The sequence below is a fragment of the Pantoea sp. X-Soil-YNGN-785 genome (genome assembly GCF_059730585.1).
The window spans coordinates 1,472,763-1,492,764 of the sequence record NZ_AP035942.1 but is presented as its reverse complement, the minus strand read 5'-3'; the positions used below and the strand labels follow the sequence as shown (position 1 = coordinate 1,492,764).

Genomic DNA, 20,002 nt, shown 5'->3' with positions numbered 1-20,002 from the left:
AATCAAAGGCTGATTATCGTCCGGTTTTTTCTTCTGAAAGATAAACCGGCCCGTGCCAGTGCAGCACGGGCCTGAGATCAGACGCCGCGCCAGCGCCTGAAGATCAGTGAGGTATTAATTCCACCAAAGGCAAAATTGTTGCTCTGGATATAGTCGGTCTCCAGCTCTCGAGGCTTACCCATGATGTAATCCAGCTGACCACCGTCGGCGGTGGGTTGTGTCAGGTTCAGGGTTGGCGCAAACCACCCTTCGCGCATCATCTCAATGCTCATCCAGGCTTCCAGCGCCCCACAGGCACCCAGCGTATGACCAAAATAGGATTTCAATGAAGAAATGGACGTGGTTTCGCCAAATACCGCCGCAGTCGCCAGACTTTCGGCCATATCACCGCGCTCAGTGGCTGTGCCGTGCGCATTCACGTAGCCCACCTCTGACGCTGTAATTCCTGCACTCTGTAATGCCCGCTCGATGCAAATCTGCATGGTTTCCCGCTGCGGCTGCGTGATATGGGCCGCGTCACAGTTGGTGTGAAAACCGGTGAGCTCGGCGTAAATGGTGGCGCCGCGCGCCTGAGCATGTTCCAGCGACTCCAGAATCAGCGTGCCTGCCCCTTCACCAATCACCAGACCATCGCGCTGCTGATCAAAAGGCGCGGGCGTGGTGTGGGGAGCGTCGTTACGCTGGCTGGTGGCAAACAGCGTATCGAACACTGCGGCTTCCGACGGACAGAGTTCTTCGGCTCCCCCCGCCACCATCACCGTCTGATAGCCGTGACGAATCGCTTCCCAGGCATAGCCAATCGCCTGACTGCCAGAGGTGCAGGCGCTGGAGGTCGGGATCACCCGGCCGCGCAGGCCGAAAAACAGCCCGGCATTAACGGCAGCGGTATGCGGCATCATCTGCACATAGGTGGTGCCGGTAATATTGTTAGTGTGCTTTTCCGTCAGCATGGTGGCGAACTCGCTGACCGGCCCGGTGCTGCCGGTCGACGAACCGTAGGCGATACCCGTTTCTCCACTGGTCAGCACCGGATGATCAATCAGGCCCGCCTGAGTCAGTGCCAGCTCGGTCGCGCGCGTTGCCAGCAGCGAAACACGGCCCATGGCGCGGATACGCTTGCGGGTGTAGTGCGCAGGCAGCACAAAATCATCCACGGGCGCGGCCAGCAGAGTATGCAGTCCGTCATAAACCTGCCACTCCGGCATAAAACGTACCGCATTGCGGCCAGCACGGATGCGTGCCGAGATCTCAGCCCAGGACTCCCCAAAGGCGGTCACGCCGCCCATGCCGGTTACGACGACCCGCTGGATCACAGCATGCCTCCATTAATCGAAATCACCTGACGCGTCACGTAACCGGCGATATCGGACATCAGATAGCTCGCCAGCCCGGCGACCTCTTCAGCCGCACCCATGCGCTTCATCGGCACGATCTTCATCGCCTCTTCAATCACCTGCGGCTCCAGCCCTTCCATGCCGGTGTCGATCAGCCCCGGCGCGATGCAGTTAACCGTGATTTTACGTTTAGCCAGTTCAATCGCCAGCGCCTTGGTGGCACCAATAATGCCTGCTTTCGCCGCACTGTAGTTGACCTGGCCGCGATTGCCCATCATCCCGGATACCGAAGAGAGCGTGATAATGCGGCCACCGCGTCGCAGGCCGATCATCGGCATCACGCAGGGCTGGATCACGTTGTAAAAGCTGTCGAGATTGGTATGGATTACGCTGTCCCACTCCTGATCCGTCAGCGCGGGAAAGGCTGCATCACGGCTGATACCGGCATTGCTCACCACGCCATAGTAGGCACCGTGTTGCGCAATGTCCGCCTCCAGCGCGGCGCGGGTTGCCGTCCGGTCAGCAACATCAAATCCCAGCACCCGTCCACTGCCGCCTGCAGTCTCGATCTGTTGCAGGCACTGCTCAGCACCATCGCGATCGCGGTTGAAATGTACGATAACCTGATAGCCATCCTGAGCGAGACGCAGCGCTATTGCGCGGCCTATGCCTTTACTGGCGCCCGTGACCAATACTGAATCTGTCATGGCTGATTTCCTTGTGACATTAATTGCTGTAACTCTGCTTCATTGGGTTGATAAGTATTCAGACGGCCGCTGGCAAGCCGCTGCGTGCCATAACGAATGTCGCCTTCAAAGCTGCCCATGCGGTCGTCGCGCATCAGCAGCGTCATCCGGATATCCAGCGTGACATTAGCGGGAAACCGGGGATGCTCTGCCCGCCAGCCGCGTCCGCCCAGCAGCATACCGGGTGGGATCAGGGTTGCACCGCCCTGCTTTGCATGCCAGCCCGACCAGACGCCCACAGTTTGCGCCATCATCTCCACGCCAAACCAGGCGGGCAGTTCACCCTGTGGCGTCAGGAACGGTGCCAGTAAGCCACCAGCGCAGGTCGAAACCTGACAGTGAACCTGCTCATCATCGACGGCAATCAGTTGATCAAGCAGCAGCATCGGTGCAGCGTGCGGCAGCCAGAGCGCCGCGGGAGAGTTAATCATTATCAGGCCGCCCCAGAATCAGACAGGTGTTGTTACCGCCAAAGGCGAATGAATTAGAGGCGATGACCGGCCGTTGCAGCGCCTGTGGCTGTAACAGCAAGCCGCAATCCGGCAGTGTCTCATCCTGCGCCGCCTCACTGAAATCCTGCGCGGGCAGCGGCAGATTTTCCTGCAGGATCAGCGCACTGAGTGCGGCTTCGCATACGCCCGCCGCACCGAGCGTATGGCCGGTCAGATGTTTGGTCGAACTGCACGGCACTGCATTGCCAGACAGACGCGCTATCACGGCGGCTTCCATTTGATCGTTCAGCGGCGTCGCTGTGCCGTGCAGATTGATATAACCCACCTGCTGCGGCAACAGATTCGCCTGTTGCAGCGCCATGCGCATCGCCCGTTCAGCGCCCTCACCCTGCGGATGGGGCGCAGACATGTGCCAGGCGTCAGAAGATTCGCCGACGCCCAGCAGCGCCAGCGGCTGCGGCTGCGGTTCGCGCGTCAGCAGCATTAGCGCGGCCCCTTCGCCAATCGAGATGCCGTCGCGATCGCGGCTGAACGGGGCGCAGCGGCGTTCCGACAGCGATTCCAGACTGTCGAAGCCGTTAATCGGCATCCGGCTTAGCGAGTCCGCACCGCCCACCAGCGCCACATCCACCAGCCCTGCCGCGATCAGCCGCTGGCCGCTGATAATGGCACGGGCACTGGAGGAACAGGCGGTGGAAATGGTATAGGCCGGGCCATCCAGATGCAGATAGTGAGCCAGAAAACGGGAAGGATCGCCCAGCTCCTGCATCTGGTAGTGATAATCCGGCTGGCTACCGCAAATCTGCTGATCGCCCTCATCCACGCCCGAGGTGCTGGTCCCCAGCACAATCGCCACTCTGCTGGCACCATAGCGCGTAATCGCCGCATCAAGTGCCGGGCGGATCTGCGCCAGCGCGGCAAGCAGCAGCTGATTATTACGGGTGTTGTGCGCACTCAGGGCGACCGGGATCGGGGGCAATTCGCCGTCAACCCTGCCGAGCCAGCAGGTACGATCACCGCTCAGCCAGCCATGACGCAGTTGCATGCCGGGTGCCTCACCTTTTTTCAGGCTGGCCGCAATATGCTGACTGTCATTACCCAGGGCATTCAGCATGCCGATGGCAGAGATGTAGATCATGAGGCGTCCAGATGTTGAATGCGGATCTGATAGCCAAAGGCATGCTGCTGAATGCTGATCGGCTGGCGCTGATTACCGCGTTGCAGATAATCAATTTCGGTCACCAGTTGGTTATCGGCATCGATCAGCAGGCGCTTTAACCCCTGATCCTGCAGCGTCCAGCCTGGCGGCAGCTGTTTTTGCCACACCTCAAGCGGCCAGTAGCTGAGCATGATGTCCGCCAGCACCTGACTGGCGGGTGGCATGTGCGGCAGCGGCATCAGCTGCTGAGTGTGAATACCGCTGGCATCGTAGCGCAGGCTGAACAGGCGGATACCCACCGAAGAGAGCCCGGCCAGATCGATTTGCTGTTCATCGGCGCTGAGCAGTACCAGCAGTGACTGACTCTGACCTTTAACCTGCCCGGTCAGCAACTGCTGCTGCTGGAAGGCCGGACGGATGCCCGGCGGTGGCAGCGTCACTTTCACGCCTGGTTTCAGCCAGGCAGCGGGACGGCTGCTGTCGGGTGCATGGCCGGCACAGGCGCTGAGCAGCAGAGCCGTCAGCAGAATAAAGGCGGCGCGGATCATCGTTTACTCCTTGATCGGGTGGGTCGCATCGCCAGCGGCGACAGCAGGAACGCGCTGAAGATGCCGCTGCATAATACGGTACCAAAACTGGCAATCGCGCTGGTGCTGCTGAAGACCAGCATTCCCAGCGTCAGTAAGGTGGTTATCATCGCCAGCGATACCGCCAGCAGCGAGGTCAGCGGCGTCCCCTGTGGGTTGCTGAAAAATAGCGTGTAGTTAATTCCGATGCCCAGCACCAGAATCAGCGCCAGCAGCGCGAACAGGTTGAGCGATGCACCGATCCAGCCCAGCGTGGCCAGCGCCATCGCCAGCGACAGCAGCGACGGCAGCGAGCTGCGTAAGCCCGCCTTTAATCCCAGCCGCACGACAAAACTCAGGGTAATCAGTAGCAGCGCCAGCGCCAGTAATCCGCTCAGTAACGTCCGCCAGAAGCTGAACAGCGAATCGTAACTCGCTTTGCGATCGATCCAGCTGATGCCCGGATGCTGCTTAGCCAGCTCTGCGAGTGCGGCGCTGTTTTTGACGCCGCTGGTGGGGATCAGAACGCCACTCTGCCCGTCCGGCAGCGTCAGCCACAACAGTCGCCAGCCTTCACTCAGCGGACTCGCCAGCCAGGCCTCTGGCGTCACCGGCATCGGGGTCAGATCCGGCGCGGCCAGCGCTATCCCCGCCTGCTGCACGCGAGCCGTAATCGTTGGAGCGGCCTGCTGCAGCAACTGCAGATCCTGCTGTTGCTGCGCCAGTGACGACAGCGGCAGCAGACGATAGCGCTGCAACCAGCCCTGCTGCTGCGCCTGGTGCAGGTCCGGTGCCAGTTTTTCCAGCCGCTGCAGCGTCTGCTGTGCATCATCGCCCCAGACCACAAACCAGGTCTGATCGGCGCGCTGGCCGGTCAGGGTTGCCAGCTGGCGATCCTGCTCCAGCAGCTGCGCAGGCGCACTTTGCAGATGCGCGATGTCATCATCCACTTTTAGCTGAGCAATCCCGGACACGGCGAAGATGGCCATCAATACGGGTAATCCGACACGCAGCCCACGCTGACGACGCCAGGCAGCAAGCCAGCGGGCCAGGGGCACCATCAGCGGCACCGGACGCACCGGTAATCCAGGAACCAGCCACGGATAGATCAGAATCACCGTCAGGCAGGAGGCGGTTAAGCCGCTGGCGGCAAACACCGCCAGCTGACGCAGCCCCGGAAACGGCGCCAGCAGCATCAGCAACCAGGCAATGGCCGTGGTCGCGAGCGCCAGCAGCAGCGTGCCACGCACTTTACGCAGGCTCTGCCACGGTGTCTGCTGATCGCCGTGCACCATGCGCTCGGTGAGATAATAGAGTGTGTAATCTGCCGAGATGCCGACAATACTCAGGCTCATCACCAGCGTCATCAGATGTAGCTCGCCGAAGCAAAGCAGCGTCATCACCGTGCCCGCCATTGCGCCAATGGCCACGGAGGTCACCGTCAGCAGCAGCGGACGCAGTGAGCGGAAGACCAGCAGCACCAGCAGGACGACGCCAGCCAGCGTCACACTGCCCAGCGTTTTGACATCATGCTGAGCACGCTGACTGGCGTTGTCGCTGAACAGCACCGTGCCCCGCGTCAGCAGTTTCGCCTGCGGCCAGCGGCTTTTAAGCTGCTGTTCCAGCGCGCTGAGCCGGGTCACCAGCGCATGACTTTGCTGCATACTGAAGGCGTTATTTGCCAGCTCGCCATGCAGAAAATACCACTGCTGATCCTGCTCATTTTTTACGGTCAGCCAGCCATCATGCAACGTCATCCGCCCAGCGTTCTGGGCCAGCGCCAGCTGCGAACCGCGCACCAGCATCAAAGGATCGCCTTGCAACTCTTTGCTGCTGACGCCCGAGAAGGCCGAGAAGAGCTGCGCCAGCAGCCAGTCGGCCTGCGCTTCGCCGCCGTTCTGCAACCGGCTGCGCGTCGCCTCATCAATCAGGCCGTTACGGTGTTGCCAGGCAAAGCGGCCCCACTGCTGCTGCTGTTGTCCATCAAGATCGCCCTGCACCTGTTTCAGATCAGGCAACGCGCGCAGCTGAGCCAGCCACCAGGCGGCGACCTGGGGATCGTCCTGCTCACCGGGTGAAACCAGCCACACCATCTGGCGATCCAGCCGCTGCATAAAGCCCTGCTGCAGCGCAGGCGGTGCCGCGCCCAGATTCTGCTGCGGCAGAAGCGCCAGCACGCTGCTGTTGAGCTGACTGCGCGGCAACAGAAAAGCGAGCGCGGCGGCCAGCAGCAGGCAGAGGGCCAGCCACAGAATGGCCAGCAGCCGATCATTACGGCCCCGCAAAACGCGCCTGCTCCTCGTCGCTTAACTGTGGCGGTTCAATACGGGTGTTGCTGAGCTGAATCTGCGTCTTATCGCCCTGCTTATCGTCCAGGTTGATACTATCCAGGAAGGCGCTGCCCGCCAGCGAGATACGGTTGAAGATTTTGTTGAGCGGCGCGGCTTTCGGCATCAGTTCCAGCGTCCAGGCGCCATTGCCACGATCGCTGAAGACCACGCTGAAGTTCTCATTCAGCACCTTCTGATCGGCCTGGAACAGCGCCCGCAGCAGATGGTTGAACTGGAACATCTGCGGATTACTGTCGGCGGTGATCACCTGCGGCTTCTGACCGCTGAGGCTCTGCACCATTCGTTTATCATCCAGCAGCAGGGTCATCACAAACGGCGTCTGTTGATGCCACCACAATCCCTGTTCGCGGGCGATTAGCATCTCTCCGTGCGACACCAGCGGCTGACGCATGCCTGCGATGGTGCGCGTCTGGGTGAAGTCTGCCCGGATCACCGGCTGGCTGGCAAAACGCTGTTGAAGCTGATCCAGTGTGACCGCACTGGCGGCACCGGCCCACAGCAACAGGCTGGTAAGCACTATTTTCAGCATCCTTTCACTCCTAAACGTTCCAGTAAAATGTCGGGCGATACAAAGCATAACGCCTGACTTTCCTTCTCCACCGCTACCTGCAGGGTATGTGCTTTGGTCGTGATCAGATCGGCAGCGTTGCGCACTTCATAGTCGATGCGCAGGCGGTTCTCATATTCAGTAATCCGTGCGCTGACGCGAATCGTCTCTTCGCAGCGCAGGGGCTGACGATATTTGACCCGGGTATCGACCACCGGCCAGACGTAGCCGCTGGCGGCCATTTCGGCATAGCTGTAATTAATGCTGCGCAGCAGGGCTTCGCGCGCCACTTCGAAAAAGCGGAAATAGTTACCGTGCCAGACCACGCCCATCGGGTCGCAGTCGTGGAATGAGACGGTCAGCACGACTTCAGCATGATGTTCAGTCATGGTCAGACTCCTTGTGGTGCGCCTGTTGCTCAGGCAGCGTCCAGAAATCGAAAAAGTTGAACCAGTCGAGCGGTGCCAGCAGCGCATAATGGGCCAGCCGTTCCGCGTAATGATCGACCGCCTGTTGCAGCGCCTGCTGACGCTGCGCCCGTGGCAACAGCAGCGGATCGGCAAACGGCTCACAGTGAATGCGCAGCTTACCCTGTTGCTGCAGGGCGAACATCAGCAGCACCGGACAGCGCAATGCGGCCGCCAGCACAAACGGCCCCTGAGGAAACGGGGCAGCACGACCCAGAAAGTCGCTCCAGATCACCCGTCGCTCGCCACCGCGCTGCGGATTCACCGCCGTGCGATCCCCGACAATTGCCACCCACTCGCCCGCATCCAGCTTCTGCTGCAGCAGGATCGCCGTCTCCGGGCCGATATCGCTGACCGGCATCAGATTGACGCCCGCCTGTGGGGCGATGGTTTCCAGCACCGCCCGAAAACGCCGGGCGTTGTCGGTAAACACCAGCGCGTTAATCACCAGCCCGCTAACCTGCTGCGCCATGGCGCGACAGGCTTCAATGTCGCCAAGATGAGAAGCAAGAATCAGCTTGCCCTGACCCGCAGGCGCGCGGATTACCGCTTCCGCGCCCGGCGCAAAATCGATATCTCGTCCCCAGCGCAGATCGCCGCGCCAGCTGGCCACTTTATCCAGCATCGCCCCGGCAAAGCGCAGGAAATGGCGATAGCTGTTAAGCCGGGGCGGTAACGCTACCTGCCGCTGCTGTGCGGCGGCCGTCACCTGCGCCAGCCACTGCCGGGAGGCCGTGCGTGCGCGCTGACCGCTCAGCCAGTAAATCGCCACCACCGGCCAGAGCAGCAGCGTAAAAGGCAGTCGGCCGCCATAACGATAGACCGCCAGCATAAAGCGTAATCCCCACTGTCCGCGCCGTTCTGTTTCCACTGACCAGTGCGCTGGCGGTTTACGCATCGTCAGCAGCCGGGGAATGCGCGGCAGCATGCCAAAGAAGAGCCGGGTGTGCATCCAGGAGATGCGCAGGTTGTCATAGAGTGCATCGAAGTGAGACAGCCCGCTGGCGGGATAGGTTACGCGGGTCGGGATAAAGCGACTGTGGATGCCCTGCCAGTAGAGTCGCACCATAATTTCGGTGTCGAAATCCATGCGCTGGCCGATAGCACGGCGATCGCACAGCGCCAGCGTCGCGGCCAGCGGATAGACGCGGAAGCCGCACATGCTGTCGCGGATCGACAGCGACAGCGTTTCAATCCAGACCCAGAAATGCGTGATGTAGCGACCATAAAGGCGTGATTTGGGGATCGAGTCGTCATACAGCGGCTGACCGGAAATCAGCGCATCGGGATAACGTTCAGCTTCTGCCAGCATCAGCGGCAGATCTTCTGCCTGATGCTGGCCGTCCGCGTCGAGCTGCACTGCATGAGTGAAACCACGTGCCGCCGCGGCCCGCAGACCGTGGATCACTGCCGCGCCTTTGCCCTGATTACTGTCGAGCCGCAGCAGGCTGAGCTGCGGAGCGTGCAGCGTCGCCAGCTGAAGCTGGGTGGCGGCATCGCTGCCGTCATCCACCACGATCACCGGCAGATTAAAGGGAGCCAGCCGCGCCAGCACCGACGCCATCATTGCGCCGTGGTTGTAGCAGGGGATCACTACGCAGGGCGAAAATGCGGTGTTTAACACAGTGCAATCTTCCCGCTGCTGGCACTCTGCTCGCCGTTGTCACTCAGCAGGCTGTAACGGAAGCTCAGACGCGACTTTTCAGCGTCCCAGTCAAGATGGAGCTGTAACAGAGAGTCGGGTGTGACCGGCTGCTGAAATTTGATGTTTTCAATGGCGGCAAACTGTTTTCCGGGCGCAAGCAGCAATATCCCGTAGTGCATGACCCAGTCGAGCTGTGCCACACCAGGCAGAATCGGCAGGGTCGCGAAATGGCCCTGGAACCAGAACAGTCCGGCTTCAATCTGCAGGGTCAGCGTCACGCTGTCCGCCTGCAGCTCCCGGCTGCGTTCAATCGGCAACATGGAAAAGTTCCTCTATTTGCGGCCAGGCGCGTTTACTTTGGGGGGTAACCGGAATGGTTGCGACAACACGCCAGTAGCGCGGCATCGCCAGCGGTTCCAGCCAGCGCTGCAGCTGGCGCTTCCACTGCTGTCTGCGCTGATGCAATGCTGCGTCGTCCAGCGTGCTGTTCAGCGACAACACAACGCCAATCGCCTGACGCTCATGACGCGTGACCACCAGCGCCGCAGCATCGTCTATCTCCGGCAGGTCGGTCAGACGTCGCTCCACTTCACTTAACGAGATGCGCTTATCGCCGATTTTTACGATGCGATCGTGACGTCCTGCCAGCTGGAATCCGCCGTCCGGCTGCATATTCAACCGATCGTCAAGCGGAAGGCCGCATTCACCCGCAATCAGTGGCGACCAGACCTGCCAGCGATCGGGCGTCACCTGCTCCAGCCTGACTGCCGGGAAGCAGCGCCACGGCGCGTTGGTTCTATCACACTGACGCCAGGCCAGCGTGCCGGTTTCGGTGCTGCCATAGATCTCACTGACCGGACAGCCAAAGCGCTGCCACACCCGTTCCGCATCGGCACCGCGCAGTGCGCCACCGGCAGAGACAATCAGTTCACAGGCGGGCGCGACAAGCCCGCTGTCCAGCCGCGATAAAAAGGCCGGGCTGCTGATAAATGCATAACGACAGTCGTGCAGGAGCTGAGCCAGCTGTTCACCGTAAAACAGTGGCTGGGCGGAAAACGGCAGCCTGAGCATCATCGGCAAAAAAATCCGGAACGATAGACCGTAGAGATGCTGATGGCTGACCGAAGCGATGAACCGGCAGCCTCGCAACTGATCGCCCCACAGGTTGCGCAGCCACTGGCTCTCCTGCTCCATCACCGCCAGCGACTTCACCACCTGACGCGGCGCGCCGGTCGATCCCGAGGTAAAGAGCACCAGCGCTGAACGTGCCGGCAGCGGCGGTAACTGCCCCTGCGCTTCTGCGTCGTCACTCGCCAGCAGCGGAAGACTGACCGCCAGCGGCATGTCACACAGTACGCCATCCAGCCGATCAGCCATCTCATCCAGCAGCGCGGCACGGCTGTGTCCCGGCATCACCGGCGTTTTACCGGCGTACCAGCATGCCAGTAGCGCGACACAAAATCGGTAACTGTCATCGAAACAGAGCGCCCAGTGCCTGCCCGGCTGTGCCGTTAAGCGTTGGCTGAGTGCCAGCACCTGACGATACATCGTGCTGAGCATCAGCGGTTGATCGCCGCGCCAGGCGACCTCGCGCTCATCTCCTGTCAGCCAGTCAGCCACCCTCATGCTTTCCGCCTCACGCGCTGACGAATCAGCCATTCAGCCCCCATCAGCGCGGCGATGAGCAGATAGCTGATGCCGCCGTTCCACAGCGTCCAGAGCCGCAGATCGCCATTCAGACAGGTAAACAGCGCCATGCTGCCGTTGCCGATGAAAAACAGACACCATATTTGAGTCACGCGGCGGGTATAAAGTATCGCGGCAGCAGGCAGCTCAGGCTCGCGTAACCGGGCAATGCGTTCCACCAGCGGCATCGCACTCCAGAGTGAGGCGCCAAACACCAGCAGCATCGCCAGATTAACCGCCACCGGATACCAGAGCAGCAGATGCTGAGCGCGTAACAGCTGGCTGCTGACACAGAGCAGCGCGCCGAGTAGCGCCAGCCAGCCCATGACCGCGCCCATAGCATTCTGCTGACGACGCAGCTGCAGCCAGCGCAGACTAAACAGCAGCGCCAGCAGCCAGAACAGCCCCTGCCAGTGCGACTGAGTCAGTGCCAGCCAGACCAGCAGTGGCCAGGTCAGCAGCGTAAGCAGATTGAGCAGACGAAGAGTGGCAGCAGGCACAGGGGATCAGGCGTCTTCGCGCATCAGTTGTTCTACTGCATCCACCACATCCTGGACGGTACGTACCGTGCGGAAGGTTTCCGGCTTAATTTTACGGCCGGTACGTTTTTGCAGGTGAACCACCATATCGACGGCATCAATGCTGTCGAGTTCAAGATCTTCATAGAGCCGTGCCTCAGGATGGATATCCTCAGGGGCAATTTCGAACAGGCTGGTAAGCAGCGAAGCCACTTCCTGATAAATCTCTTGTTTGTTCATCATAAGGTTGTCTCCGCTTTCAGCCGCGCTGTTGGTTGACGAACGCTGCCAGCGTCGCAACAGAGAAGAAGTGGGCACGCAGGGTTTCACTCTCCGCAGAAAGTGCCACGCCATAGCGATTTTTCACTGCCAGGCCAAGTTCCAGTGCATCAATGGAGTCCAGCCCCAGTCCGTCGCCAAACAGCGCCGCGTCGGTCTCTATATCATCGGGGCTAAGATCTTCAAGGTTCAGCGTGTCGATAATCATCTGTTTGATATCGTTAATTAATGAATCCATACCGGTTTTCGTCTTACCTGTTCTGGGGGACCAGCGCCTGCTCTAAATGGCGGGTCAGGCGACGCGCGGCCAGCGGCTGCGCATCGGGATTGCTTTCACAAAACGACTGACTGTCGATTCGCGTTTGTACTCGCACGGTAAACAGCGGTTTAACCGGCGGAATCTGATACCAGCGGCTCTGTTTATCGAGCATCCGCTGGCTGCAGGTGATGTGAACCACGCGCAGATCGCATCCGGCACGCACCGCGATATTGGCGGCCCCACGCTGCAGCGTCAGCGGCTGACCATAGCGGGTACGGGTACCTTCCGGAAAGATAAGGATGTTGTCGCCGCGCGCCAGTCGCTGCTGACTGTCCGGCAGCAGCGTCTCTGCTTCACTGTTGATCAGATAGTCGGCGGCGCGAATCACCCCACGCATAAAGGGGTTCTTTTGCAAATCGGCTTTGACCAGACAATCCATCTCTGGTAGTACCGAGGCGATCATCACGTAGTCGATCAGTGACGGATGATTAGCGACAATCAGGCAACCGCGATCCTGTTGCAGCTGCTCTGCCCCTTCAATGCGGTAGTCATAGACGCCGGTTATCCGGCAGAACCGCAGAAAGCAGCGAAAGCTGAAGGCGATAGCGCGTCGGGCCAGTTGACGGCGGCGCAGCGAATCACGCTGAACCAGCAGCAGCAGATTGAAGCCAATCAGTGACAGCAGCAACCCGCCAAGGCCAAATAGCGTAAAACTCACCGCCGTCATCATTAGCCGCCAGCAGTAGTTAACGCGACTGCCCGCGAACAACGCCGGTTGTGAACAATCAGCCATGATTTCTCTCCCAGTGCCATGTCAGGCGTTCGCCTGGCAGGCTGAAGGTGGTCGATTCCGCCAGCCACTGCTGCAGAAAATGCAGGCTCTGCGGCAACCGCGGTTCTGCGCGCTCCTCTTTTCCGGCGCTGCCCGTACAGTACAGCTCTTCGCCCGCACGCAGCAGCAGCGCCACCGCATAGGGGACATTCACGCACTGTTCCGACAGCCACGGCAGATAATAATCAGGCACGATACCGTCAAAATCGACCAGCAGTACCTTCTGATAACCCGACTGATGCAGAGCACTGACTTCAATCAGCCCCTGCTGAAAAGAGTCCATGCCTGCCGCAATAGAGGTGGAGACCAGTGGCGCTTTTGCCGCAATGGTCAGACTGCCGACCGCCGAGTTGTGAACCGACATGGCGAAATCCGTGGGGGACATGGCCTGCTGATCCGCCAGGGTGGTGAGAATACGCAGATTACGCTCCAGTTCACCGTGACGACTGGTAAACACGATCGCGTCAACCTGCTGACGCGCCAGCAGCGCCAGCCCGCACTCTACTGCCGCACGACTGCCCCCGCTCAGACGACGTGCTGTCATCATCGGTAAAAATTGCGGCTTTGCCATCACCTCAGTCGGGTCGATAGCCATGCCCTGTTGTGCCCAGTTCTGCCAGGCCTCGCGCCCGTGTAATCCCGGAGCCAGAGCCTGCCAGTCGACCAGTGAGTAAGTGAGCTTCATCTCAACACTCTTTTCGTCATACGTGTGGAGTCGGCGTTCATCGGATCGTCACCCCTGCCCTCAGCAAAAAAGTGCGTACCGGAAATCTTCTGCCGATCCCGCATCGGGGATTCACGGTAGAGGTTTATTTGGTGGTTCAGCAATAGCAGCTCATCTGATTTGTCGGCCGGATGCCGGCGATCTTTATGCTCCGATCGTCTGTTAGCAAATCATTGCGACAGCGCACGCATTACTGAGCGGCCATGGCCGAGAGTCGTAACTGAATATCCTGATCGAGATTGGCAATCCAGCGGTTGTAGTTATTGTGGATCTCACCCTGTCCCGCTTTCAGGTTTTCACTGCTGACATAATCGATGCGGTAGTTCTGGCTGGTATAGGTAATGCGAATGGTCGCCACGAAATCACGCTGGGCCAGACGGCCATTGATCACGCCAGGAGAAACAGGCGTCATCACCCATTTACGGCCAATGCCCGCTTCAATGATCGCCAGTTTCATCTGGTTATCGGTGTAGCGCTGAGTCAGGGTCTGATTCACGTTATGAATCGGTGCCGTACGCGCGCAGCCGGTTAATAACACAGCAGCGACGACTAATGTAAAAAATGTATTTTTATTCATGATGAATCCCTTCTTTTGTTATTTATATCAAACATTTATGTGAATAACTTGCCGTGCGCAGCCTGAACTTTTCGTGCGCTTTTCCGTCTGGCTGGCTTAAAACCCGCGCATGATACCATCGAATGTAAAGACAGGTAAGCAGAAGTATGCATGGGTTTTTAGTGGTTATTTGGGGGATTAAAGCGGGGTAAGATGCGCAGTCATAGCCACAGCGCAGAGGCCGTTCCTGGCCGCAGAAACTCTGGCTGCGGCTGGATCGGATCAGGCAGTTACGGTGTGGAGGCCGGTGTCCAGCCACCGCCCAGCGCGCGGTAGAGGTCAATCTGCGCCAGCAGCAGGTTATTTTTGACTGTCACCCGATTGAGCTGAGTTGAGAACAGGGTTCGCTGCGCATCCAGTTCATCCAGATAAGAAGCGTAACCGTTCTGATAGCGGTTGCGGGCAATGCGCAGCGCCTCCGTTACATAGGCTTCCTGCTTTTGCAGCTCCTGGAGCTGTTCCTCACCCCGTCTGATGGCATCAATGGCATCGCTGACTTCCGAGAAGGCGTTGCGTACCACTTTTTCATAGCCATAAAGTGCCTGATTGCGCGTCGCCATGGAGACATCCACCTGCGCCGTCAGCGCTTCACGGTTCAGCAGCGGCGCCAGAATGCTGCCGCCGACGCTCCACAGCCGGAACGGGTCATCCGCCAGCTGATGCAGCACCGAACTCTGCAGGGTGCCGGTGGCGGTGAGATTCAGCCCTGGCAACAGCTTCGCCCGCGACGATGCCAGGCTCGCATCTGCGGCCAGTAACTGACGCTGTGCCTGCACAATGTCCGGACGGCGATTGAGCAGCTCTGAGGGTAACAGTGACGGCATCTGCTGCGGTAAGATCTGGTCGAACTGCTGATGACGGGCGATGCTGCGCGGATTCATGCCCACCAGAATGCTCAGCGCATTTTCCTGCTGGGTGATTTGATGCTGCAGCTGCGGCATCTGCGCTCTGGCTGACTGATATTCCGAGGCCGCCTGCATCCACTCCAGTCTGGAGGTGTAGCCGGTTTCAAACTGACGCTGTGCCAGCTTCAGGGAGTTGTTGCGGGTCGCCAGTGTCGCCTCCGTCACCCGCAGCTGTTCATCCAGCGCGCAGAGGTTGAGATATCCTGACGCCACCGAACTGGCGATGGTCAGCTCGGCGGCAGACGCGGCAGCCTGCTGCGCCGCTAAGGTCGCCTGTGCCGCCGAAATGCTACTGCTGCGCGCTCCCCAGAGATCGACCTCATAGTTCGCCTGTAGTAAGCCCTGGAAAACATCGGTTTCATACGGCTGGCCCGTCACTGAAGAGAGCGTGCGCCCGCGGGTCGCAGCCACCCCGGCGCTCAGCGTCGGAAAGTTATCGCCCTGCGTGGCGCGCAGCTGTGCGCGATACTGATCGACCCGGGATCGTGCCGTGAGAATATCGGGATTATTGCGTAGCGCCTGGGTCACCAGCCGGTTGAGATATTCATCATGAAACGCGCGCCACCACGCCGCCTCCGGTGCGGCAGAAGGACCGACACTATTACGCCACGCGTCGGGGATCGGCAGAGAGGACGGTGCCTTTTCAACCTGGGTGGCACAGCCTGTCAGCAGCAGCGCCATCACACCGATCAGTAAACGAACCCTCATGGTGCGCCCTCAGCAGCGGGCTGGGCGGCGGTGTCGATATTTACTTCGACCGACATACCCGGACGCAACTGATGCATATCCTGATCGTTGATGCGGATGCGAACCGGAATACGCTGTGCGATTTTAACGAAGTTGCCGGTAGCGTTATCAGGCGAAATGGCGCTGAACTCCGAGCCTGCGGCCGGCGAGATAAATTCCACCTGCCCGTTAAAGCGTTTGCCATCCAGCGCATCGACCCGAATAGTCACCGGCAGGCCGGGCCGAATATTGGCCAACTGGGTCTCTTTCAGGTTCGCGATGATCCATTTGTGATTGGGTACCACCGAGGTCAGGCGCGTACCGGCCGTGACATAAGCACCGGTGCGAACCGACAGCTGACCAAGCTGGCCATCGTCGGGCGCAGTAATCCGGGTATTCGCCAGATCGATCTCTGCCAGCTCCAGCGCAGCGCGGGCGCTGTCGACATCGCCTTCCAGCGCGTCGCGGTTAACGATGACGGTTTGCAGATTCTGTTCGGCGACAGCGATCTGCGCCGCCGCCTGACGCACCTGCGCCTGGGCCTGGGCATTTGCAGCGCGGGCGGCGTCACGCTCACGCACCGACAGCGATCCATCCGCCGTAAGATTTTCAACGCGCTTCAGATCAAAGCCGCTTTTCAGCGCCTGGGCTTTGGCATTCTCCAGCGCCGCTTTATTGCTCTGAATCGTCGCTTCTGCGCTGCGCCGCTGCTGCAGATTATTGTTAAGTGCCGCCTGCTTCATCGCCAGCTGCGCCTGCGCCTGATGCACCCGCTGGCGATAGATACGGTCGTCAATCGTCATCAGCAGCTGCCCTTTTTTCACCGGCTGCAGGTCAATCACCTCTACCGAAGTGAGATAGCCATTAACCTGCGGACTGATAAAGGTTACCTGACCGCGCACATAGGCGTTTTCGGTACTTTGTATGGCGCTGGTGAAGGGCCAGAGTTGCCAGGCGTAGAGAATAACCAGTACGCCAATCACCACAATGCCGCTGCCTGCGGCAATAGAAAGAATACGGCGGCGATTGGCGCGCTCGCGTTCCGCCGCCTGAAGATCATCCTGATGACTCATTGTTTCTCCGTTGATTCCTGTAACGCGGCCAGCTGTTGCTGCTCACGCAGGTTAAATTGCGCCTGACGCCAGTCAAGATAGCGACGTCGGGTTAAACGCCAGATCACCCACATCAGCGTGACCAGGGCAAGCGCGGCAGTTAACAGGTAGGTGTCGTTATAAGCGAGCACGTTGGCCTGCAGCGTGGCAACCGTCTGTAACTGGCTGGTGCTCTGCGCACCGCGCAGAACGTCGTCACCCACCAGCGAATTAAACAGCGCGTTGTACTGGCTGAGCCGCTCGGTAACGTTGGGATCGAGCAGTGAGAGCTGATCGCCCAGCAGGCTGGAGTGATATTTTTCCCGCCAGACCTGAAACGTTCCCAGAATCGCCGAGCCGATCAACCCGCCCAGATTCTGGCTCATGCCAAACAGCACCACAAAGCTCACCAGATTTTTCGGCTGCGTGACCACGCTGCCAATGCCCATCAGCATGGCGGGTGCCATGAAAAATGCGCTGCTGAAGCCCAGCAGAAACTGGCTGAAATACATCTCGGGGCCACGGGTCAGCGGACTGGATTGCGCATCCATCAGCGAGGCGATAATCATCACCACCAGCGAGGCGACAATCGGCCAGTTAAGATGCGCGGGCTTGATGGTCAGCGCACTGGCAGCGATGCCCACAACAACCCCGGCCATGATCGCCAGCGCCAGACCGCGCATCTGATCGTTCTGCAGGCCGATCTGCTGCAGAAAGCCAACCGCACCGGTGTTCTGTTCCGCCAGCACAATACGGATCATGATCATCACAATGCCCAGCCGCACCATCATGCCGCTGCTGAGCCAGCGAGTATTAATCAGCGGGTTGCGCCGGTTATGTTCAATGACCATGGCCGCGACAATCAGCGTCAGGGCAATCGCGGTACAGATACCGAGCCAGGGCGTGGTAAACCACCACTCAATACGGCCCAGCGTCAGTACACCGCACAACAGCGCCATGCCGGGCGCCAGCAGGATAAAGGTGACGAAGTCCATCTTCTCAAACGTTTTGATGCGATCGCCCGGAGGCAGTTTCACCAGCAGGACTCCACCGAGCGCAATCAGCGCCAGACCGAGTTCAAACAGATAGAGACCGCGCCACTCATTAAGCTGCAGTAATTCCGACGAGAATAAGCGGGCCAGCGGGATAGCCAGCTGCGAGGCCGTCAGCCCTATCACCAGCGCTTTCAGCCTGTGTTTCGCAGGCCAGGCCTGTACCTGATAGTAGATACCCAGCGAGCTGAGTGCTGCAGCTACCATGCCGTGGGCCGTGCGCACAACGATCGCAGAGCTTAAATCGTTGGCGAACAGATGAAAGAACGCCACCAGCACATAGAGCACCAGAAACGCTTCAGTAAAGACACGCAGGCCAAACTGCTGACGGAACTTCACCAGCAGCAGGTTAATGGAGATATTGCCCATCACGTAGACCGCAGGCAGCCAGGCAATCTCGTTCGACCAGGCCCCAAAGGTGCCCTGCAGATTAACCAGGTTCGCCGTGACCAGCGCATTACTCAGCGCACCAGTCAGCGAGATCAGTAAGCCGATCAGGCCAAACGCCAGACGTTTTGGCATCGGATGCAGCGGGGTCGAGGGCGAACCCGGCAGCATCGGTTTTTCATGCGGCAACCACTCGCGTGCAGCGTAGGGATTTCGCTTTGCCACTGCTACATACTTCCCATGCGGCTCAGCAGTTGTTGCAGTACGCGCTCGGTGACGGCCAGATCCTGCGGATCGATATCGGCCAGCATTTCAGTACGGAGTGCATCAGCTTCGGTTTTCACTTTAGCAAACGCTTCGTTGCCCTTTTCTGTCAGCACCAGGTGACGTTTGCGGCGATCTTCCGGCGGCTGTACCCGCGTCAGCAGTGACTGTTTGACCAGCCGATCCACCAGCGGCACCATGCTGGCATCTTCCAGTCCCAGCAGCTGCGCCAGTTCGGTCTGAGTCATGCGTTGCGGTTCACTGGCAATCAGCCCGATGGCCATCCAGCTGCTCATGCTTAAGCCGCTATCTTTGAGGTGGCGATCCACCGCCAGCCGCCAGGCATGGGCGGTCAGATGCAGTAAATGGGTAAAGGTACGGGTATGCTGAGACAAATGTTAGCAGCCTAATAGTAAGATATCTAATTGAGTGGAAGCGTTATTATACGCAAAGCGAAACACGATTGAAAAGCGTCCGGTCTGTTAAAAATTAGTGGATCACGTCAGAATGTCCAGAGGCCGTAACCGGGAGCCGGATAACATGAAACAGGCATCAGCAAACTGGGTCGATCTGCGTCGCGACGCCGTGAGTGGTATCGAGGCCCTGCGCGCCCATTTTACCGGCCACGCCTATGACCCGCACTGGCACGACAGTTACCTGATTGGCGTGACCGAGCAAGGTGTACAGCAGTTTCATTCGCGACGCAAACAGCATCAGAGTCGTCCCGGAACGGTCTTTATGCTTGAGCCGGAGGAGCTGCATGATGGTGATGCCATCAACGACAGCGGTTTTACCTATCGGATGCTCTATCTTTCGCCACAGCAGATTGCCCGCCACCGCGCCCCTGAGCAGGCTGATGCGCCCTCACCGCGTGAGCTGCGGTTTGCCGCCACGCTGCGCGATGACCGCCCGCTGGCGTATGCCGTCTGGCATGCATTTGATGCGCTGTGGCACAACCATCCTGCCATCATCAAAGAGGCAGCGATGGACAGGATGCTGAGTCAGCTCACCCCGCACCAGCAGTGGTCCCTGCCCGCGCAGCACACAGACAGAGATGCCCGGCTGGCGCTGCAGGCGCGTGACTGGCTGATTGCCCATCATGCGGATAATCCCGGTCTGGCACAGATGGCACAGCATCTTCAGACAGATCGCTTCCGGCTGTCGCGCCTGTTTCAGACGCACTGGGGTTTGCCGCCCCACGCCTGGCTGGTGCAGTGGCGACTGAGCCAGGCACGACGCCTGCTGGCGCAGGGCCAGCCTGTCGCCGATGTGGCCGCTGCGCTGGGTTTCGCCGATCAGAGTCATCTGGGCCGCTGGTTTAAGCGCGCCTGCCAGCTCTCCCCCGCCCGTTATCAGCACGCCTGCACAAATCTTCCAGACCCAGGCTGAGTCACTT

The 20,002-nt window shown here is 59.6% G+C and carries 22 protein-coding genes; 1 reads left to right on the top strand and 21 read right to left on the bottom strand.

The window, feature by feature from the left end:
• Positions 1–77 precede the first annotated feature (77 nt).
• From AC6I8E_RS06910 to AC6I8E_RS06810, 21 genes are all read right to left on the bottom strand, one after another.
• The gene (locus AC6I8E_RS06910) at positions 78–1,313 is read right to left on the bottom strand and encodes a beta-ketoacyl-ACP synthase (protein WP_497824582.1); all 1,236 of its coding nucleotides are present in this window, start codon (positions 1,311–1,313) and stop codon (positions 78–80) included.
• A complete protein-coding gene (locus tag AC6I8E_RS06905; protein ID WP_033782600.1) occupies positions 1,310–2,041 on the bottom strand; it encodes a 3-ketoacyl-ACP reductase FabG2 in 732 nt (243 codons plus the stop codon). The genes AC6I8E_RS06910 and AC6I8E_RS06905 overlap by 4 nt, the downstream gene beginning before the upstream one ends.
• Positions 2,038–2,514, bottom strand: a complete 477-nt coding sequence (locus tag AC6I8E_RS06900) for a hotdog family protein (protein WP_033782599.1) — start codon at positions 2,512–2,514, stop codon at positions 2,038–2,040. Before AC6I8E_RS06900 ends, AC6I8E_RS06905 begins: the two co-directional genes overlap by 4 nt.
• The gene (locus tag AC6I8E_RS06895) at positions 2,504–3,670 is read right to left on the bottom strand and encodes a beta-ketoacyl-[acyl-carrier-protein] synthase family protein (protein ID WP_497824581.1); all 1,167 of its coding nucleotides are present in this window, start codon (positions 3,668–3,670) and stop codon (positions 2,504–2,506) included. The genes AC6I8E_RS06900 and AC6I8E_RS06895 overlap by 11 nt, the downstream gene beginning before the upstream one ends.
• Positions 3,667–4,239, bottom strand: coding sequence for a DUF3261 domain-containing protein (locus AC6I8E_RS06890; RefSeq protein ID WP_418162285.1), 573 nt, complete (start codon positions 4,237–4,239; stop codon positions 3,667–3,669). Before AC6I8E_RS06890 ends, AC6I8E_RS06895 begins: the two co-directional genes overlap by 4 nt.
• The gene (locus tag AC6I8E_RS06885; protein ID WP_497824580.1) at positions 4,236–6,542 is read right to left on the bottom strand and encodes an MMPL family transporter; all 2,307 of its coding nucleotides are present in this window, start codon (positions 6,540–6,542) and stop codon (positions 4,236–4,238) included. The genes AC6I8E_RS06890 and AC6I8E_RS06885 overlap by 4 nt, the downstream gene beginning before the upstream one ends.
• Positions 6,529–7,137, bottom strand: a complete 609-nt coding sequence (locus AC6I8E_RS06880) for an outer membrane lipoprotein carrier protein LolA (RefSeq protein WP_201251598.1) — start codon at positions 7,135–7,137, stop codon at positions 6,529–6,531. Before AC6I8E_RS06880 ends, AC6I8E_RS06885 begins: the two co-directional genes overlap by 14 nt.
• Positions 7,131–7,544: an acyl-CoA thioesterase gene (locus tag AC6I8E_RS06875; RefSeq protein ID WP_013357406.1), complete on the bottom strand. Its 414-nt coding sequence runs from the start codon at positions 7,542–7,544 to the stop codon at positions 7,131–7,133. Before AC6I8E_RS06875 ends, AC6I8E_RS06880 begins: the two co-directional genes overlap by 7 nt.
• Positions 7,537–9,246: a glycosyltransferase family 2 protein gene (locus AC6I8E_RS06870; protein WP_095707403.1), complete on the bottom strand. Its 1,710-nt coding sequence runs from the start codon at positions 9,244–9,246 to the stop codon at positions 7,537–7,539. The genes AC6I8E_RS06875 and AC6I8E_RS06870 overlap by 8 nt, the downstream gene beginning before the upstream one ends.
• Positions 9,240–9,587, bottom strand: coding sequence for a 3-hydroxyacyl-ACP dehydratase FabZ family protein (locus AC6I8E_RS06865; RefSeq protein WP_095707404.1), 348 nt, complete (start codon positions 9,585–9,587; stop codon positions 9,240–9,242). Before AC6I8E_RS06865 ends, AC6I8E_RS06870 begins: the two co-directional genes overlap by 7 nt.
• On the bottom strand, positions 9,574–10,893 hold the full coding sequence (locus tag AC6I8E_RS06860) for an AMP-binding protein (protein WP_497824690.1): 1,320 nt from the start codon (positions 10,891–10,893) through the stop codon (positions 9,574–9,576). Before AC6I8E_RS06860 ends, AC6I8E_RS06865 begins: the two co-directional genes overlap by 14 nt.
• On the bottom strand, positions 10,890–11,453 hold the full coding sequence (locus tag AC6I8E_RS06855) for a COG4648 family protein (RefSeq protein WP_013357402.1): 564 nt from the start codon (positions 11,451–11,453) through the stop codon (positions 10,890–10,892). The genes AC6I8E_RS06860 and AC6I8E_RS06855 overlap by 4 nt, the downstream gene beginning before the upstream one ends.
• 6 nt (positions 11,454–11,459) lie before the next feature.
• Complete coding sequence (locus tag AC6I8E_RS06850; protein ID WP_013357401.1) at positions 11,460–11,714, bottom strand: acyl carrier protein; 255 nt, start codon at positions 11,712–11,714, stop codon at positions 11,460–11,462.
• 16 nt (positions 11,715–11,730) lie between these two features.
• The gene (locus AC6I8E_RS06845; RefSeq protein ID WP_010669816.1) at positions 11,731–11,988 is read right to left on the bottom strand and encodes a phosphopantetheine-binding protein; all 258 of its coding nucleotides are present in this window, start codon (positions 11,986–11,988) and stop codon (positions 11,731–11,733) included.
• Between the two features lie 13 nt (positions 11,989–12,001).
• A complete protein-coding gene (locus AC6I8E_RS06840) occupies positions 12,002–12,802 on the bottom strand; it encodes a lysophospholipid acyltransferase family protein (RefSeq protein WP_201251595.1) in 801 nt (266 codons plus the stop codon).
• Positions 12,795–13,526, bottom strand: coding sequence for a beta-ketoacyl synthase chain length factor (locus AC6I8E_RS06835; RefSeq protein ID WP_497824579.1), 732 nt, complete (start codon positions 13,524–13,526; stop codon positions 12,795–12,797). Before AC6I8E_RS06835 ends, AC6I8E_RS06840 begins: the two co-directional genes overlap by 8 nt.
• 229 nt (positions 13,527–13,755) lie before the next feature.
• Positions 13,756–14,142, bottom strand: coding sequence for a hypothetical protein (locus tag AC6I8E_RS06830; RefSeq protein ID WP_033782581.1), 387 nt, complete (start codon positions 14,140–14,142; stop codon positions 13,756–13,758).
• Between the two features lie 269 nt (positions 14,143–14,411).
• Positions 14,412–15,794 carry an efflux transporter outer membrane subunit gene (locus AC6I8E_RS06825; RefSeq protein WP_497824578.1) on the bottom strand — a complete coding sequence of 461 codons (1,383 nt, stop codon included), beginning with the start codon at positions 15,792–15,794 and terminating at the stop codon, positions 14,412–14,414.
• The gene (locus AC6I8E_RS06820; RefSeq protein WP_013357396.1) at positions 15,791–16,885 is read right to left on the bottom strand and encodes an HlyD family secretion protein; all 1,095 of its coding nucleotides are present in this window, start codon (positions 16,883–16,885) and stop codon (positions 15,791–15,793) included. The genes AC6I8E_RS06825 and AC6I8E_RS06820 overlap by 4 nt, the downstream gene beginning before the upstream one ends.
• Positions 16,882–18,567 carry an MFS transporter gene (locus AC6I8E_RS06815; protein WP_013357395.1) on the bottom strand — a complete coding sequence of 562 codons (1,686 nt, stop codon included), beginning with the start codon at positions 18,565–18,567 and terminating at the stop codon, positions 16,882–16,884. The genes AC6I8E_RS06820 and AC6I8E_RS06815 overlap by 4 nt, the downstream gene beginning before the upstream one ends.
• Positions 18,568–18,569: 2 nt before the next feature.
• Positions 18,570–19,001, bottom strand: a complete 432-nt coding sequence (locus AC6I8E_RS06810; RefSeq protein WP_013357394.1) for a MarR family winged helix-turn-helix transcriptional regulator — start codon at positions 18,999–19,001, stop codon at positions 18,570–18,572.
• Between the two features lie 145 nt (positions 19,002–19,146).
• On the opposite strand from AC6I8E_RS06810, the gene AC6I8E_RS06805 reads away from it, so the two are divergent.
• Complete coding sequence (locus tag AC6I8E_RS06805) at positions 19,147–19,995, top strand: AraC family transcriptional regulator (protein WP_147788417.1); 849 nt, start codon at positions 19,147–19,149, stop codon at positions 19,993–19,995.
• Positions 19,996–20,002: the final 7 nt, after the last annotated feature.

Bases quoted from the DNA above. Each gene is read 5' to 3' on its own strand.
- AC6I8E_RS06905 (WP_033782600.1), bottom strand. From the start codon at position 2,041: ATGACAGATTCAGTATTGGTCACGGGCGCCAGTAAAGGCATAGGCCGC.
- AC6I8E_RS06895 (WP_497824581.1), bottom strand. From the start codon at position 3,670: ATGATCTACATCTCTGCCATCGGCATGCTGAATGCCCTGGGTAATGAC.
- AC6I8E_RS06890 (WP_418162285.1), bottom strand. From the start codon at position 4,239: ATGATCCGCGCCGCCTTTATTCTGCTGACGGCTCTGCTGCTCAGCGCC.
- AC6I8E_RS06880 (WP_201251598.1), bottom strand. From the start codon at position 7,137: ATGCTGAAAATAGTGCTTACCAGCCTGTTGCTGTGGGCCGGTGCCGCC.
- AC6I8E_RS06875 (WP_013357406.1), bottom strand. From the start codon at position 7,544: ATGACTGAACATCATGCTGAAGTCGTGCTGACCGTCTCATTCCACGAC.
- AC6I8E_RS06865 (WP_095707404.1), bottom strand. From the start codon at position 9,587: ATGTTGCCGATTGAACGCAGCCGGGAGCTGCAGGCGGACAGCGTGACG.
- AC6I8E_RS06860 (WP_497824690.1), bottom strand. From the start codon at position 10,893: ATGAGGGTGGCTGACTGGCTGACAGGAGATGAGCGCGAGGTCGCCTGG.
- AC6I8E_RS06850 (WP_013357401.1), bottom strand. From the start codon at position 11,714: ATGATGAACAAACAAGAGATTTATCAGGAAGTGGCTTCGCTGCTTACC.
- AC6I8E_RS06845 (WP_010669816.1), bottom strand. From the start codon at position 11,988: ATGGATTCATTAATTAACGATATCAAACAGATGATTATCGACACGCTG.
- AC6I8E_RS06840 (WP_201251595.1), bottom strand. From the start codon at position 12,802: ATGGCTGATTGTTCACAACCGGCGTTGTTCGCGGGCAGTCGCGTTAAC.
- AC6I8E_RS06835 (WP_497824579.1), bottom strand. From the start codon at position 13,526: ATGAAGCTCACTTACTCACTGGTCGACTGGCAGGCTCTGGCTCCGGGA.
- AC6I8E_RS06830 (WP_033782581.1), bottom strand. From the start codon at position 14,142: ATGAATAAAAATACATTTTTTACATTAGTCGTCGCTGCTGTGTTATTA.
- AC6I8E_RS06825 (WP_497824578.1), bottom strand. From the start codon at position 15,794: ATGAGGGTTCGTTTACTGATCGGTGTGATGGCGCTGCTGCTGACAGGC.
- AC6I8E_RS06820 (WP_013357396.1), bottom strand. From the start codon at position 16,885: ATGAGTCATCAGGATGATCTTCAGGCGGCGGAACGCGAGCGCGCCAAT.
- AC6I8E_RS06805 (WP_147788417.1), top strand. From the start codon at position 19,147: ATGAAACAGGCATCAGCAAACTGGGTCGATCTGCGTCGCGACGCCGTG.